The organism is Ferruginibacter sp. (assembly GCF_014377975.1).
Classification (GTDB): domain Bacteria; phylum Bacteroidota; class Bacteroidia; order Chitinophagales; family Chitinophagaceae; genus Ferruginibacter.
This window is the reverse complement of record NZ_JACMOO010000031.1, coordinates 1-16,684: the sequence shown is the minus strand read 5'-3', so window position 1 is coordinate 16,684 and position 16,684 is coordinate 1. Positions and strand designations below refer to the sequence as shown.

General features: G+C 39.6%; 12 protein-coding genes, 1 tRNA gene and 3 pseudogenes. 9 read left to right on the top strand and 7 right to left on the bottom strand.

Annotated features, from left to right (window positions below; translation table 11 throughout):
- The first annotated feature begins 526 nt into the window (after positions 1-526).
- The 6 genes and pseudogenes from uxuA (at position 527) to H7254_RS02025 (ending at position 6,357) form a co-directional block, all read left to right on the top strand.
- A complete protein-coding gene (gene uxuA / locus H7254_RS02045; protein WP_367875413.1) occupies positions 527-1,816 on the top strand; it encodes a mannonate dehydratase in 1,290 nt (429 codons plus the stop codon).
- 44 nt (positions 1,817-1,860) lie between these two features.
- The gene (locus H7254_RS02040) at positions 1,861-3,159 is read left to right on the top strand and encodes an MFS transporter (protein WP_301931401.1); all 1,299 of its coding nucleotides are present in this window, start codon (positions 1,861-1,863) and stop codon (positions 3,157-3,159) included.
- Positions 3,160-3,466: 307 nt separating this feature from the next.
- Entirely contained in the window at positions 3,467-3,922 is a 456-nt protein-coding gene (locus H7254_RS02035) for a hypothetical protein (RefSeq protein ID WP_301931400.1), read from the top strand.
- A gap of 77 nt (positions 3,923-3,999) precedes the next feature.
- Positions 4,000-4,449 (top strand): annotated as a pseudogene (locus H7254_RS02030) (glycoside hydrolase domain-containing protein); the annotation flags it as partial.
- A gap of 11 nt (positions 4,450-4,460) precedes the next feature.
- Positions 4,461-4,844 carry a DUF4091 domain-containing protein gene (locus H7254_RS21405; protein ID WP_367875412.1) on the top strand — a complete coding sequence of 128 codons (384 nt, stop codon included), beginning with the start codon at positions 4,461-4,463 and terminating at the stop codon, positions 4,842-4,844.
- Between the two features lie 523 nt (positions 4,845-5,367).
- The gene (locus tag H7254_RS02025) at positions 5,368-6,357 is read left to right on the top strand and encodes a c-type cytochrome (RefSeq protein WP_301931398.1); all 990 of its coding nucleotides are present in this window, start codon (positions 5,368-5,370) and stop codon (positions 6,355-6,357) included.
- Positions 6,358-6,584: 227 nt separating this feature from the next.
- Here the strand turns inward: H7254_RS02025 and H7254_RS02020 are convergent, their stop codons facing one another.
- On the bottom strand, positions 6,585-7,115 hold the full coding sequence (locus H7254_RS02020; RefSeq protein WP_301931397.1) for a transcription termination/antitermination protein NusG: 531 nt from the start codon (positions 7,113-7,115) through the stop codon (positions 6,585-6,587).
- Positions 7,116-8,009: 894 nt separating this feature from the next.
- Here H7254_RS02020 and rlmN point away from each other — a divergent pair.
- The gene (gene rlmN, locus H7254_RS02015) at positions 8,010-9,053 is read left to right on the top strand and encodes a 23S rRNA (adenine(2503)-C(2))-methyltransferase RlmN (RefSeq protein WP_301931396.1); all 1,044 of its coding nucleotides are present in this window, start codon (positions 8,010-8,012) and stop codon (positions 9,051-9,053) included.
- A 96-nt stretch (positions 9,054-9,149) separates the two neighbouring features.
- Here the strand turns inward: rlmN and H7254_RS02010 are convergent, their stop codons facing one another.
- Positions 9,150-10,424, bottom strand: coding sequence for a DUF2130 domain-containing protein (locus H7254_RS02010; RefSeq protein ID WP_301931395.1), 1,275 nt, complete (start codon positions 10,422-10,424; stop codon positions 9,150-9,152).
- 104 nt (positions 10,425-10,528) lie between these two features.
- Between H7254_RS02010 and H7254_RS02005 the strand changes: the two genes are divergently transcribed.
- Positions 10,529-10,612: transfer RNA gene (locus tag H7254_RS02005), tRNA-Leu, on the top strand.
- A 28-nt stretch (positions 10,613-10,640) separates the two neighbouring features.
- On the opposite strand, the gene H7254_RS02000 is transcribed toward H7254_RS02005, so the two are convergent.
- Complete coding sequence (locus H7254_RS02000; RefSeq protein ID WP_301931393.1) at positions 10,641-10,796, bottom strand: hypothetical protein; 156 nt, start codon at positions 10,794-10,796, stop codon at positions 10,641-10,643.
- A gap of 151 nt (positions 10,797-10,947) precedes the next feature.
- Between H7254_RS02000 and H7254_RS01995 the strand changes: the two genes are divergently transcribed.
- Positions 10,948-13,455, top strand: coding sequence for a glycosyl hydrolase (locus tag H7254_RS01995; RefSeq protein WP_301931392.1), 2,508 nt, complete (start codon positions 10,948-10,950; stop codon positions 13,453-13,455).
- A 14-nt stretch (positions 13,456-13,469) separates the two neighbouring features.
- Here H7254_RS01995 and H7254_RS01990 read toward each other — a convergent pair whose 3' ends face one another.
- From H7254_RS01990 to H7254_RS21395, 4 genes and pseudogenes are all read right to left on the bottom strand, one after another.
- The gene (locus H7254_RS01990) at positions 13,470-15,041 is read right to left on the bottom strand and encodes a SusD/RagB family nutrient-binding outer membrane lipoprotein (RefSeq protein WP_301931391.1); all 1,572 of its coding nucleotides are present in this window, start codon (positions 15,039-15,041) and stop codon (positions 13,470-13,472) included.
- 34 nt (positions 15,042-15,075) lie between these two features.
- Positions 15,076-15,654, bottom strand: coding sequence for a hypothetical protein (locus H7254_RS01985; protein WP_301931390.1), 579 nt, complete (start codon positions 15,652-15,654; stop codon positions 15,076-15,078).
- Between the two features lie 44 nt (positions 15,655-15,698).
- Positions 15,699-16,013: pseudogene (locus tag H7254_RS21400) on the bottom strand (hypothetical protein); the annotation flags it as partial.
- Positions 16,014-16,028: 15 nt separating this feature from the next.
- Positions 16,029-16,684 (bottom strand): annotated as a pseudogene (locus tag H7254_RS21395) (hypothetical protein); the annotation flags it as partial.

Genomic DNA, 16,684 nt, shown 5'->3' with positions numbered 1-16,684 from the left:
TTCATCATTCACCAAACTAAATATGCTTTATGAAACTTTTTAAATTGCTTTCTCTTTTCATTGCCAATAGCCAAATAAAAAAAGACCAGTTTTTAGTCGGTGGTAAAGTAAGTTTTTCAGCAATGAACTATGGCCAGTCAAGTAAATAGCCTTTGCTATACTGGGTTCCAAATAGTTTGCGGTGGAAATATCCAAGCGGCATGGTGATAAAATAAAAAGAGTAATTCAACAGCTCAGGTTTTTTTTAGCGGTTTAAAACCACAGCCTGCTTGCAAACTCCGATAGCAGTTATACCAACAGAACGCTGGCGGCAATTCAACATACACGCTTTAAAATATTTTGTGAGGCGGATGATTTTAAGTAGCCTTTATTTATTTATCAGGCAACTCCTTTTTTTTGCTACAGGTTCAGATATATTTGTAGTTAGAGGTTGCACAAAGTTTAGTAAGGTTTCGAAAATGTACAAATTTGAAAATGTGCAAATATAAAAATCAGCAAATTCATTAACCTATTAAAAATCGTTATAATGAAGAACGTTTCTAGTGTCAGAATATTCAGAAGCCCTTCTTTTGAAGAGCCTGTCACGTCATTTCGGGAGATGGAGGAAAATCCTTTTCCTTCTTACAAAAACACAGATAACAGAATGCAGCAAACCATGCGTTGGTATGGCCCTAAAGATCCGGTTAGTTTAATGGATATAAAGCAAGCTGGCTGCACCGGCATTGTTACGGCGCTGCATCATATTCCTAACGGAGCAATCTGGACAGTGGAAGAAATTAATAAGCGTAGAAAAGAAATTGAAGCCATAGGATTAACCTGGAATGTGGTGGAGAGTGTGCCGGTACACGAAGCGATCAAAACACAAAGTGCAGGTTTTGAAACCTATATTGAAAATTACAAACAGTCTATCAAAAACCTGGCTGATTGTAATATAAAAATTGTAACCTACAACTTTATGCCGGTGCTAGACTGGACAAGAACTGATTTAAGTTATACTGTTAAAGATGGAAGCAAAGCTTTGCGATTTGAAAAAGCTGCTTTTGTTGCCTTTGATGTTTTTATGTTGAAAAGAAAGAATGCACAAAACGATTATACAGCAGAAGAAATGGCAAGAGCGGAAAATAGATTTTCAGCAATGGATGAGGAAGAGAAAAAATTATTGCAACGAAATATTATTGCAGGATTACCCGGAAGCGAAGAGAGTTTTTCGTTAGAACAGTTTCAGCAGGCACTGGATAAATATGATGCGATTGATGCAGTTACATTGCGAAACCATCTTATCTATTTTTTACAACAAATAATACCTGTTGCTGATGAATGCGGTGTAAAGATGGTGATACATCCGGATGATCCACCTTATGCTATTTTGGGTTTGCCAAGAGTAGTAAGTACTGCCGATGATATTGAAGCTTTAATAGCTGCTGTGCCTTCACCTAACAACGGCTTGTGCTTTTGCACCGGTTCATTTGGAGTAAGGGCAGAAAATGATTTGCCGGCCATGGTGAAACAGTTTGGTGACCGGATAAATTTCCTTCACTTGCGCAGTACAAAACGTAATGGGGACGGGGATTTTTATGAAGACAATCACCTGGAAGGTGATGTAGATATGTATGCGGTGATAAAAGAAATTGTACAGGTGATGAAGGAAAGAAATGTTTCAATTCCGTTTCGGCCAGATCATGGGCACCAGATGCTGGATGACTTAAACAAAAAAACAAATCCTGGTTATTCTGCCATTGGAAGATTAAGAGGGCTCGCTGAAATTCGTGGCGTAGAACTCGGTATTTTAAGAAGCCTGGCTGAAAATAATAAATAATATAAAATATAGTATAAAGTCAGGCACAAAAACTAGTGAACGATATGCAACAATCAATCGGAAAATACAGGTGGACGATTTGTGGTTTGGTGTTTTTTGCCACTACTATCAATTATTTAGACAGGTCTGTCATCAGTTTATTAAAATCTACTTTATCAAAAGAGTTCACTTGGAATGAAACAGACTATGCCAATATTGTAGTGGCATTTCAATTGTGTTATGCAGTAGGTTTATTGGGTGCAGGAAGGTTGATTGATAAGCTGGGAACAAAAATTGGATATGGTTTGGCAACCGCATTGTGGAGTGTGGCAGCAATAGCACATGCGGCGGCAACCAGCACGTTTGGATTTTTTGTAGCAAGAGGTGCATTGGGTATTACTGAAGCCGGTAATTTTCCTGCGGCAATAAAAACAGTAGCAGAATGGTTTCCAAAAAAGGAAAGGGCATTGGCTACCGGAATATTTAATTCGGGTGCAAACATTGGTGCTATCCTTGCGCCGTTGACTGTTCCTTTTATTGTAGTAATATGGGGCTGGCAATGGGCTTTTATTCTTACGGGTTTAACAGGTTTCATTTGGCTGATATTATGGTTGTTGGTGTATGAAGTTCCCGGTAAACATAAAAAATTATCACAGGCAGAGTACGAATATATTCACAGCGATGAGGATGAAAGTTCATCAACCGGAAACAGTGATTCAATAAAATTAAGCTGGGCTCAATTGCTTGGCTATAGACAAACCTGGGCTTTTGCTGTGGGTAAATTTTTAACAGATCCTGTTTGGTGGTTTTATCTTTTTTGGTTGCCCGATTTTTTGGAAAAGCAATATGGTTTAACCAACACCCAAATTGCATTACCGGTTGCGCTTGCTTATACAATGGCTACCATCGGCAGTATTGTGGGTGGATGGTTGCCCATGTATTTTATTAAAAAAGGATGGACAGTTTTTCGTGCCCGTAAAACAGCGATGGTAATTTATGCCTGCTGTGCATTACCAGTTGTATCCGCGCAATACCTGGGCAGTATCAATATGTGGCTGGCCGTGTTAATTATCGGTTTGGCAATGTCGGCGCACCAGGCATGGAGCGCTAATATTTATACCACCGTGAGCGACCTGTTTCCCAAAACAGCCGTAGCTTCTGTAACCGGCATTGGCGGTATGTTTGGAGCATTGGGTGGTATTCTGATTGCAAAAACTGCCGGTAATTTATTTGATTATTATAAGGCAGACGGACATATTGAAACAGGATATTTAATCATGTTTCTGGTATGTAGTGTTGCCTATGTAATTGCATGGATTATTATGCAGCTGCTGGTACCTAAAATGAAAAGAATTGTTGCTTAAAAAATCACCAGAATTATTGGATCTCTGCATAAAGTCCGACACGGTATTTTATTAGATAAATAAAATCTTTTTCTTTTGGAGGCACAAAACAATTGAACCAAAATACTTCAACCAAATTTACAGACGTATCCATAGTTATTATAGAAGCAATGTTCCCGCCCCAGATTAAGTCCGTTTGGGGACCTTGCCGGGAGAAAGACTTATTTAAAAATCTGCAGGCGATACTAAGTTGTAGACGTGCTTCTAATGCGGCACTTTAATATTAAATATTGTATTTTCAAGCTTAATTATTCAAACATTTTCTACCATGAAATATATTTTTCTTTTATCCGCTCTTTTAGTTTCAGATATTGCAAGTGCACAGCCGGCAGAATGGAATCAATTAAATAATGACAGCTATATAAGCTTTGCCAGCAGTAATATTCGTTTTGCGCAAACGCGGGTTCCGCAACTAAAACAGCAAAATCAATGGAATGCTGTTGCCTGGAGGGGAGAGAAAGTGCATACACAAATACTGGTATGGAGTAACCAGAACATTGCAAAGCTAAGTGTTGCTATCAGCGGGCTTACCAATAAAAAAGATAATAAGATAACAGCAAAAAATATCACTGCTGGTTTTCTCAGCTATGTAATTACCGATGAATTTGCCGGCGGTTGTGGTAATCGCAAGCCACAGGATTTTGATTCCTCGTTGGTAGCCGATGTGATTGACCCGATAACTTCTAAGCAGTTAATAAAAAAATCGTGCAGCCAGTGTGGTTAAGTATCAGCGTGCCTGCTACCACGAAACCTAGGTTGTATACAGGTTTTGTTACCGTTAATGCCCGAAAAAAATACAGGATGAAAATATCTTTAAATGTACTGGATAAAATATTGCCCCCACCTGCTGAATGGAAATTTGACCTGGATCTCTGGCAGCATGCGGTGGCTATAGCAAGGATAAATAAAGTAGCATTGTGGAGCAAAATACATTTCGATAAAATGCGTCCTTACTATTCCATGCTGGCAGCAGCGGTGCAAAAATGTATCACTGCCAGTATCATTAACGAGCCCTGGGGCCACCAGACATTTGATGATTTCCCCAGCCTTATTAAATGGATAAAGAAAAAAGACGGAACCTGGGTGTATGATTATAGTTTGTTTGACCGGTATATTTCTTTTGTTAGGAGTTGCCGTATTAACAATCGCATCAACTGCTATACCATGATTCCCTGGAAGCTTTCATTTCAATATTATGATGAAAGCTTTATGAAAGACACTGTATTAAATGCAAAACCCGGCTCTGTTGAATACAATGCGCATTGGGGTGTTATGCTAAAGGATTTTACAAAACATCTAAAAGAAAAAAAGGGGGAAAACCTACCACTTTCTATACTTGTTGTGCAGAAGCTTATCCCAATGGCTTTACTTTTTCTCCCCCGGCAGAACAGGTTTGGCTGGGTTGGTATGCCGCAGCTAAAGGTTTTACGGGTTATCTGCGCTGGGCCTATAACAGCTGGCCAAAAAATTCCATAGCAGACAGCAGGTTTACGGCATGGCCAGCGGGTGATACTTATCAGGTATATCCCGGCCCTTTGACTTCCATCCGCTTTGAAAAATTAATTGAGGGCATACGGGATTTTGAAAAGGTCAGGCTTTTAAAAGAGCAATTACAAAAAGCAGGGAAAGAAAATGAATTGAATTGAAAGAACTGGATACTATGCCGGCATCATTTGAAATTGAAAAGTTGAAAAATATTCCTGCCCCTGAAATGATAGAAAGGGCGAAGGAAATTATCAATCGTTGAAATGCAACTTTACAAGAAAATTCAGCTTACATTATTAAGACCCAATAGACTTGATCCCGGGTTAATATGCAATGATATCAGCAATACGCAAGGGTATAGTATAGTCCGGCCATTGTAAGTGATATTTTATGTGATTATTGTTTTAGGCCCGGTTAAATAAATTATTACTCCTAAAATAATTTATCATAAATGCGCAAATATTTCACTTTAAAATAAAATTTCTATGGGGGCCTGCGGTTGTTATGTAACCGTTTTTATTATGTTTTAATGATCAGCATGGGTTTTCCATTATAAACCCAAAAACTGCCAAACAATATTTGAAAACTTTAATATTATATTTTTTCAAAATATCCACTCTATTTTTTGCTTTTTTTGTAAAAAATCAATATCTTTTTCACACATTAAATGCCCATTGCTCCATCATGAAAAAGTTTAAAAAAATAGCTGGTTTGTTTATTATCATCATTGTGTTAATTATTGTTGCAACCGCAAGCTATATAAAAGTTGCTTTGCCAAATGTAGGTGCAGCGCCACAAATGAAAATTGACCAAACACCAGAACGGGTAGCAAGAGGCGAGTACCTTGCCAACCATGTAACCATTTGTATTGACTGCCATTCAAAACGGGACTGGACGAGGTTTTCAGGCCCTCCCATTGACGGAACCAAAGGAGAAGGAGGAGAAATATTTGATCAGAAATTTGGCTTTCCCGGTGCTTTTTACGCCAGAAACATAACTCCCGAAGGAATTAGCAGGTATACAGATGGGGAACTTTTCAGGGTGATTACTACAGGTGTAAACAAAGAGGGAAAAGCAATGTTTCCGATAATGCCCTATCATAATTATGGACGAATGGATGAAGATGACATTAAAAGTATTATAGCTTATATCCGCACATTAAGCCCGATTAAAAATGAAGTACAAACCTCCTCACCCGATTTTCCAATGAGCATTATCATCAACACGATTCCAGTAAAAGCCTCTTTCACTAAAATGCCGGCGAAAACGGACAAGGTGAATTATGGAAAATACATGATCAATGCGGCCGCTTGTATGGAATGCCACACAAAATTTGAGAAAGGTAAATTAGTTGCTGGAACAGAATTTGGTGGAGGCAGAGAATTCCCTTTCCCGGATGGAAGTGTTGTGCGTTCAGGCAATATTACTCCCGATGCAACAACCGGTATTGGTAAATGGACTGAAGATATCTTTTTAAATCTCTTTCATAGCCGTTCTGATTCAGCAACATTGAGCACCAAATTGCAACCGGGAGAATTTAATTCTATCATGCCGTGGACGATGTACGGAAGGATGCACGATGAAGACCTGAAAGCCATTTATGCCTATTTAAACACAGTAAGTCCCATCAATAATGCGGTAGTAAAATTTTCTGCGGCCAAGGGGCAAAAATAGAAACCTGTTTGCGGAATTTCACCAATGATTTTCATATTTGTTTCAGGACCGGTTACTGTAAAGTTTGCGTGCCAGTAAGGTTTGGTTGAACATCTTCGTAAAAAAATCGGCTTGGGGGGTATTATAAGACCATTAAAAATATTGCCTTTACCTAACAACCAGCCAATGTGCAGTAAAAACACGCCAACACGATACGAATGAAAGTGTATTAATTGAATAACTATACTTTAAGAAGCAGATTTAATTTCGTCAAAGTTAAATTTAAATACATCGTTTGTTAATCTTTCCTTTTCAGCCATCATGGTATATCCCAGCGAAGGAAGCAACAATTTGTACCTGTCTTTTATTATTGTATCCGTTGTATCGTTATTATTTAAATCGTTGTGATATTCCCTTAATGCCGCTGCCCGCTCTTTGCCATCAACACTAATTTTGTGTGGAGTAATATTAGAAAACTGGGTAGTGAATGACCTCATAGTCTCAATTTCATCTTCTTTAAAAACAGCGGGATTTTCCAGCCAATACATAAAATTAATCACGGAATCAATGTTGCGGATGGTAGTTATTTCATTCTCAGAAATATAAACAAACACAAAGGAGGGAAACAAAGGTTCAAAAGAGATCCTCGCCCTGTTCCGCTCAATTTTTATAATGCGGTTAAGTGGGTAATAATTTTCTATTTTCTTTTTTGTTAATTGAGCAGCTACTTTTTTATCACGCCCGGACTTAGTGTATACCAGATACCAATTCTTGTTCATCTGTTATTTTTTTTAAATTAAATAAATCAGATTTAAAATAGGAGGAAATCTACGGCTTTATAAATGGGATACTCAATTGCAGAAACAGGACGACTTTTCTGTTGTAGAGCGCAAAGTAAAGCAAAAATAATAACAATCTGTTTTTTTTTAACCAGGCTGCTATACAGGTAATTATTTTTAAGTATTTGTTATCGCTATTAAACTAAACAGGATGAAGTTGTTTGTCAGCACTTCTTTGCTGTTGTGTTTCTAAGGTTAATGTACATTTGGTGAATAGAAAATCCATAAAACCTTTTGTAGTATTGACTTTATCCGATTAAAAAAATCAAAAATAAAATTCCCGCAGTGTAATTTTAAAAATTTAGTTTGGAAATGCGTTTGATGATGTTTGCAGGTTTTTTCAACTTAAAAAATACTTAAAAAAAAACTTCAAAAATGTCCATTATGGCGAAATGAAGATGGCACGGCTTAAAATTGATTTTAGCTTCAGAAAATGCCAATGCTACTATTGAAATCAATACCTTTTATTTGTGGGGAGAATGAAATAAAAGATAGTATCAGAAGTGTTAAGAGTGAAACGGCAAATGGTATTATGAAACAGAAGTTTTTTAAAATTGATGCATTTGCTCCAGTTGTTTTAGTAAAAAAAAGTAATCAAATTTACGTTGGTGTTTTACCTGCTCAACGAATATCTTCAAAATACACCGGATTTATAACCTATGATTTTTTTGGAAGAAATTTTTTTTGTAATGATACCAGTCAGAACACGTTCACGCTCACAATCAAGGTGTAATAACGCTTACCACTAAGCCCTTCACTGTTGATAAATACATAATAGCCAGCGATCTATTACTCTTCAATTGGCAATAAACTTAGTTACGGTATCTTTGCAAAATGACAGCAGTTAAACAAAACATACGCCACCTGGGTGTGGAAGAATTAGCGAAATATTTTGAAACCATCGGCGAAAAAAAATTCCGTACAAAACAGGTACATGAGTGGATATGGAAAAGAGGGGCGCAAAGTTTTGAGGAAATGACTGATCTTTCGAAAGAACTGCGACTGAAAATGACCGAAAAATTTACGATGCCTGCACTTACGGTAAATGCTACGCAGTTCAGCAGCGATGGTACTGTAAAATCGCGGTTTATGACCTATGACGGCCACATGATTGAAGGGGTATTGATACCTACGGAAAAAAGAAATACGGCCTGCGTATCGTCGCAAATTGGCTGCAGCCTCAGCTGTAAGTTTTGTGCTACCGGAACCATGGAAAGAAAAAGAAACCTGGACTATGATGAAATATACAACCAGGTAGTATTGCTTAACCAGCAGAGTGAAAAAAGCTTCGACAAAAAATTATCCAACGTGGTTTTTATGGGCATGGGAGAGCCCTTACTGAATTATAAAAATGTTTTACAAGCAATCGACCGCCTGATAGCCAATGATGGTATGGCAATGAGCCCGAAAAGAATTACGGTATCTACGGCAGGTGTTTCTAAAATGATCAAACAGTTGGGCGATGACAGGGTACGATTTAATCTTGCGCTTTCTTTACATGCGGCAGATGATAAAAAACGCAACCAGATAATGCCCATCAACGAAACCAATAACATTGCGGCATTGGTAGAAGCGCTGAATTATTTTTATGATAAAACAAAGAACGACATTACCTTGGAATACATTCTTTTTAAGGATGTGAATGATAGTATGGAAGATGCAGAAGCCCTGGTAAAAGTGTACCGGCAGATTCCAACACATCTTGTAAATGTAATTGAATACAATCCCATTGAAGGCGCCAAATTTACAAAGCCTAACGAAGATGCTACCCAAAGGTTCACTGATTATCTTGCCAAAAACCGGGTAAACGTACGGGTTAGAAGAAGCCGTGGTAAAGACATTGATGCGGCCTGCGGGCAGTTAGCCAATAAAGGATAATGATAAGTACGCTGTAATTTTATTTAGATTTTTCCCCGGTCTTGCCAACCCTGAAATGGCAAGATCGGGACAAATACCTGCCATGGTAAAGCTATTTTAATTTTCCGGTAAATCACTTTCTACTCCATCCAGTAATGGGATATTACCAACCGATGCGCCTGCAATTCCTTTTACCGAACCATACATACCACTGGTGCTGATCAATACTTTTTCAAGTTGCTTTTCACGTTCCTTCCATAATTTTTCCATTTGCATGCGCTCCTTAATAATACTTTCCCTCATAGCTTTAAAGCCTTCAGCAATTGCTTCAATTTGTCCTTTAAATTCATTGCCCGTTAAATAATTATACAGCAACTGCATTTTATCGCCTTTATTTTCTTCGCTTCTTTGTATCTCATGCACCGTAAGAATTCCTTTGCGAAGTAAATGTGCCACACTGTTTACCTCTGTAAAACTGCATATCCAGATACCATCTTTTTCACCAAACCTTTCCATATCTTTCGGAAAAGCCTGGGTAACTAAAATGGCCACATCAGCACCGCGGTTACGCATATCAGCCTTTAATTTATCTACCCAATTGTTGCTCCAGGTTTTGGTACGTTTGCTTTCATAGATAATTTTTCCACAAGGGGTGCCGCTGCTGTTGCGCACCACCTGGATGCAATCGGCACCTTCAACACCTTTGCCCACTTCTTCAATAATATCAAACGGAAAGATTTCTTTCAAAATGCTTTCCAGTAATAGTTCCTGCACTTCTCCCTGGCGTTGCATAGAACTTTGTTCTGCCCTGCGTTTCATTTCATCCACTAATTTTTTTTGTTCATCCAGTTGCAAATCCTTCTCCTTTAACTTCAACTGGTAACTTGTTTCTTTTAATAAATTTCTTTCATTCTCCTGGCGCCGTATTTGTTCGGTTAGGTTGATTCTTTCTTCCTGTAATTTCTTTTGCAGGATTATTTCCAGTTCGGCTTCCTTATTTTTTAACTGCTGTTCTTTTCGTAAAAATTCCAGTTCTTTTTTTCTCGCTTCTTTTAATTTTTCTTCATTATCGTTGTTGTTAATTTGCAGCAACTGTAGTTTGTTTTCATAATCAGCTGAAATACTTTTCCTCATCTGCTCCTGTATTTCTGTTTCCATCTTCAGTTTTTCCTGCTGCAATTTTTGCGCAAACAACTCATTTTCTTTTTTCTTCTTTTCTTCAAACTGTTGCAGATCGGCAGCCAGTTTTCTTTTGTCTTCTTCCATTTTGGTTAAAGACTGGTTTAATCTATCCTGGTACTGCTGCTGGTATTTTTGCTCTATATCCGCCGCCAGTACACTCTCTACATCAAACACATGCCCGCAGTTGGGGCATTTTATATTATTTGCCATCGGTCTATTTTTTTACAAGATAAGAAGAAGCCAATTATTTATGGCGAAGGAATAACCTTACTCATTTTAATAAATTTTTACATTAATTTGCATGTTCTGTAAAAGCGGCGATGGCGAAATTGGTAGACGCACTACCTTGAGGTGGTAACGCTCGTAAGGGCATGGGAGTTCGAATCTCCTTTGCCGCACTGACTATTGGCTAAAAGAGGCGTCATTTTAGACAGAATCATCTTTCATAAAGCCGGCAAATGCCGGCTTTATTGTTCCATTCAATGAATTTTGGAATATTAATATTGTTCGTTTTATTACAAATACCAACAATACTTTACTGATATTATCTTCGGTAACCTGTTGCAGATCTTTTCTCAACATTTTATTTTAACTTCCTTGTTAAATTAGCCTGTGGCTAGCATAGCTGCCTTTTTCAACTATATAAACCTGCGGCAATACGTACAGTTGTATTGAATACTGCTGCGTTGGTAACTGTTGGGCACATAAACAAAGTTTAAATACCTTACTTAAAATGAAGAAAGTTCTGATGATGATCCACGTTGTTTTTATAACTGCGATTTTAAATGCGCAGTCTTTAAAAACAAAGCATGCTGAATACAATAATCCTGAAACAAGTTTTTTACATCCGCCGGCTACAGCAAAGCCGGGAGTACTTTGGATGTGGATGGGTACTAATATCGATAAAAAAGGAATCACAAAAGATCTGGAAGCGTTAAAAAAACAGGGCTTCAACAGAACAACCATGTTTAGTCTTGCTGATGCAGTAAATCCCTGGAGCGCCATTATTGAAAAATCGCCCACACCCGAATTAATTTCCTGGACGGAGCCCTGGTGGAAGATGGTTCGTTTTGCGGCAGAGGAATCAAAACGGCTTGGAATGGATTTTGGCATGTTCAATGGCTCAGGATATGAAACCAGCGGTGGCCCATGGATTACCCCCGAACTTTCGATGCAGGAACTTTGCTGGAGTACCAGCAAAAAACTATCAGGCAACGCTCATATCAGTATTCAGTTAAATAAACCGTCGGTAAATCCCCGATCCAATATGCCCTTTCCTGTTTTTAATCTGGCCACTGGATTAACAGAGAAACCTGTGATAACTGCAAGGCAAACTTACTACGCTGATATTGCGGTATTGGCTTTGCCTGCGGAAGGAATTGCACTCAAATCGAGTGTAATTGATCTATCATCCAGGCTACAGCCTAACGGGCAATTGGACTGGGATGCGCCAGCCGGAGAATGGATTATTTACCGTTTTGGTCATACCACCATGGGGGCGCTTATTCAGCCTGCACAGCCCCAGGCAACAGGATTGGAATGTGATAAAATGAGTGAAACCGCAGTAAGTTTTCACATTGACCATATCATTACTGAAATAAAAAAGCATGTAGGAGATTTAATTGGCACCGGCTTTACACATGTACACTTCGACAGCTATGAAGCAGGTACGCCCACCTGGACACCAAAAATGCGGGAAGCGTTTTTACAACGCAGGGGGTACGACCTGGTGCCCTACTTGCCCATCTTTGCCGGCCGTATTGTTGAAAGCCGCAAGGATTCTGTAAGAGTGGATAAAGATTTTACCGCTACGGTGAAAGACCTTTACAAAGATGTTTACTTTACTATTCTTTCAAAAAAACTAAAAGAGGCTAAACTAACATTCTTAAGCGAACCTTACGGTGGCCCCTGGCGGCAGGATGATGTGATGCCCCTGGTACATCATGTTATGACTGAATTTTGGACTGAAAAAGGAACCTATACTCCATACGAACTGGACCCAACTGTTGCGGCTTTGCGCAAGTCGGGACATAATTTAATAGAGTCGGAGGCTTTTACCGGGCAGCCGGCAGACAGCAAATGGAGTGAATACCCGGGTTGGTTAAAACCTATTGGTGATGCTGCCTTTTGTGCCGGCGTAAACCGTATTGTGATTCACAGATTTACCCATCAGCCCTGGGATGAACGTTACCTGCCCGGAAACGCTATGGGGCAATGGGGCACCCATTTTGACCGTACGCAAACATGGTGGAAGGAAGCGTCTGGCCTGGTAAAATACTGGCAGCGCTGTCAGGCATTGCTTCAGTGGGGACAATTTGCGGCTGCGGAAAATGATTTTGCCGCAACGGATGTAACCGATAGTATTGCAGTGAAATACATACACCGCAACAATTTAGCAACCAATATTTACTTTGTCGCCAATACCAGCCGTTGGCCGGGTAAAGCCACGTGCAGCTTTAAAGTTAAAGGTATGCAACCCGAATTGTGGGATCCCGTATCCGGTACAATGCGCATCATTAACTCGTTTGAAGAACGGGATGGAAAAACAATTATTCTGCTAAGTTTTGAGGATGCGCAAAGTTGTTTTATTATTTTTCGCCATAAAGTACATAAGAGAATGCAAAACCTGAAAAGCAATTTCTCTACATTTAAAGAAGTTGTTAACCTAACCAACCCATGGACGGTTCAGTTTGATAAAGCCTGGGGTGGGCCTGCTTTACCAGTAACATTTGTTTCGTTGCGAGACTGGACTTTAAGCACAACAAACGGTATAAAATATTTTAGCGGTACCGCCGTTTATCATACCACTTTCAATGTTCCTGCTATGGAAATTTCAGGCAGGTCAACTTTGTTATTGGATTTGGGAATAGTAAAACATGTAGCTCACATCAGGTTAAATGGTAAAGATCTCGGCGTGCTGTGGACTGCTCCATGGCGCCTGCAATTGCCTTCCTCCCTGCTTAAACCAACCAACAATCAATTAGAAATTTCGGTAACAAATGTTTGGGCTAACCGGCTGATTGGTGATGAACAGGAACCGGATGATTGCGAATGGTTACCCAACCAGTATTTTTACAACAGCGGAAAGTATATAAAAAAATTCCCCGATTGGTTTTTGAAAAAGCAACCAAGGCCTTCAAAAGGCAGGTATTGTTTTACCACCTGGAATTATTTTACCAAAGATGATCCATTGGTACCTTCCGGCTTGCTTGGGCCGGTACGGGTAATCAAGGAAGAATAAAAGGATATCCACTTTTATTTATCCCACCACATGCGGCTGGTAATTTTATCTCCCCCGGTAAGTGCACTTACAGCAGCATTGTAATTGGTTGAATTCACTTGTTTGTCAACAGTGGAATAAGCCATCCGGTGGGATATTGCACCAGGTGACTGACTGCCCGGATAGTTGACTGGCATTAATACCGGGTAGCCTGTGCGGCGGTAATTGCTCCAGGCTTCATACTCATTAAAAAAGGTGGCGGCCCAAAATTGTGTATTAATCATTTCTATACCTTTTGCATCATTGTAAGGATGTGCATCATAATAAGCCTGGGCATTTTCAACGCTAATAGTACCGGCATCGCCATAAGCAGATAAAGATGTTATGGCTGCAATCACTCCATTTTGATAGTGTGCTTCCGCATCGCCAATATGCCATCGGGCTCCTGCATCTGCCAATAGCAATTCAGATTCTGCATAAGTTAATATCAATGTTGGAGCTGTATTATTAAAGATGATGGTGCCTGGACGTGAATATAAATTGGTATTGCCCAGGTAACCCGGAAAATTTATAATACCGTGAGAAGTATTACCTGCATCGTAGCCATTTGGTAATCCTGCCCGATCTGCAGGAGCAGCTGAGCCACCATTTGTTGGTCCGCCGGGTGAAAAATCTGTGGGATAAACATACGACAAAACCGGCAGCTTTGGATCGTGGTTATTTTTTAAAAAATCAATGAACGTCTTGCTTATTTGTCCTGAGAGCTGAATAGCGCCATCCCCACCAATGCCGCGGTAAATGCGGTTGATGGTAAGCGGATCATTTGTGCCGTGCTTAACAATGGCATTGTCATCATTGCTGGCCATGGTAAGTCCCTGCACCTTATTAACGTACGCCTGTGCCGTTGCTGGATCAACTTTGGTTAAGCGCATGGCCATGCGCAGCAGTAAGGTGTTGCCAAATCTTTTCCAGGCAGCTATCTGGTCGTTACTGCCGGTGTAAAATACATCACCCTTTGGTTTGTCCGCATTTTCGTCAAGGCTGTCCGTTGCCTGTTCTACTTCCTTTAGCAAGTCAGTATAAATATCCTGCTGCTTATTATGTACGGGAAAATAAACAGAGCCGTGGTAAGCCTGACCCGCCTGAAAATAGGGAACATCTCCGTACACATCGGTAATGCGTTCAAACACCAGTGCTTTCATTATCCGGGAAATCTGGTGCAGATTTTTGTATTGCTCTTTGCCAATTGTATTGGTATAAAGATCTACCGCGTACTTTACTTGTGTAGTATAAGCATGGTCAAAAAAAGAACCCCAGCCGCCGGGACTAAACAAATATTTGTCGCCAAAAAAATAGCCGGAAGTAGATGCCCAATGCTGAATAAAACAACCGGCTCCCTGTATCTCCGTTTCCTCTACCTCAATTGCATTGTCTGTGCTGCCCGTGTAATATAGCTGGGTAGCGGTTAATATATTATTTGCGTCAAATAAATCAACTGATACAGAGTTAGGGTCCGTATTGGTTTTCAGCAGGTCAGCTTTTTTGCAGGATGTTACCCTAAGTAAAATGATTGCGCCTGTAAGCAGGTAAATGGATAGTAATCTCATGTTAAGTTTTGTATTATTTGTTTTAACAATCATCTTAAAATTTCACATTTAAGTTAAGCCCGAATGTCCGGGTGTAGGGAACCTGTGCCTGTTCAATACCCTGTGGACCGTTTGAATAATTTGATTCAGGATCAATGCCAGGCACATGTTTCTTAATAGTAAATACATTTCTGGCAACAAAGCTGAGGGTGATGCCTTGTATCTTATTGTTGAACATATTTACCGGGAAAGTATACCCAAATATGATCTGTCTTAATTTAATAAAACTGGCATCATAAATAAAAATTGCCGGATTGTTATTGCCTGCAAGCGCATAATATTCCTGCGGATAAAGTTGGTTGGTTCCATACCGTAAGTCTCCTCCCGGAAGTGTTAATTTTGAAAGACCATACTGATACCCATACCAGTTGGTGCCTGAAAATATTTTTGCACCAAACTTACCGTCAATCAAAAAGGAAAAATTAAAATGTTTGTATTTTAATTCACTCGTGATGCCTGTAGACCATGGATCGATACCTGACCCAACATTCACGTAATCGGTGCCTGCAATGGGTGCACTGGTTGCAGGGTCTATAACAATATTGCCTTTATTATCCCGCTGTGGATCTGCCACATATATCTGGTAGGCAGATTTGCCTAAATTTTGCGAAATGTATGCTACCCCCAATCCAAGGTCTTCACCGGCCGTGAATATCCCAATGGATAATTGCCTGCGCCGGAAGAAAGTGCCAGCACTTTATTGTTGTTGTAAGTGAGGTTAAGCATTTCAGTCCAGCTAAAGGTTTTTGTTTTTACCAGTACGCCTGATACCAAAAATTCCAAACCCTTATTTTTTATGATACCAGAGTTTAACAATACTGCACTGTATCCCGATGTACCAGAAGTAACCGCAGGTATCACTTCTTTGCTTACTTTCTTATTGTAATATGCGGCATCCACATGCAGCCTGTTATTAAAAAAAGTGAGTTCAGTACCTACTTCAAATTCTTAAATTGAGGAAGGTTGTAAGTGTGCATTTGGAACCGTACCACCATTAGAGATATTGCCGATCGTGAATCCATTGAGGTTACCAATATTATTGTAGCCTAATAGCGTTTGATAAGGCAAATCGGCTTCGCCACCCACATTTGCATAACCAACTCTTATTTTACCAATGTCCATACCGGGCACATGTAACAGTTCGGAAAAAACAAATGATCCGCTTACAGAGGGATAAAAATAATTTGTCTCGCCCGGTGCCAAAGTTGAGTACCAGTCGTTGCGCCCTGTAGCACTGAGGTATAAATAATTTTTATAAGAAAAATCAAGTGTTCCGTAGATGGATTTATTTACCACTACAGGATTGCTGGTGAATTCTGTAGGACTGGCCAAATTACCCACCGTGTATAAATAGGGAGTTTGAAAAGTGTTACCGGTTGCATCAATCCGGTCGATAACGGCCTTCCTTGAGTTTACCCCCGCCAAAGCGGAAACGTTGAAGTTTTTGTTAATCTTAAATTGTTTTCCGATGATGGCATCCACATTCAGTTCAGTTGATTTGATGTTTTCATCTGTCATAGCTCCGTCTGGCTGATAAGCGGTACCATTGGGTGTTATTAAAATGTTTCTGTCTGCAAAATAATCTTCGCCGGCCCGAACCTGCA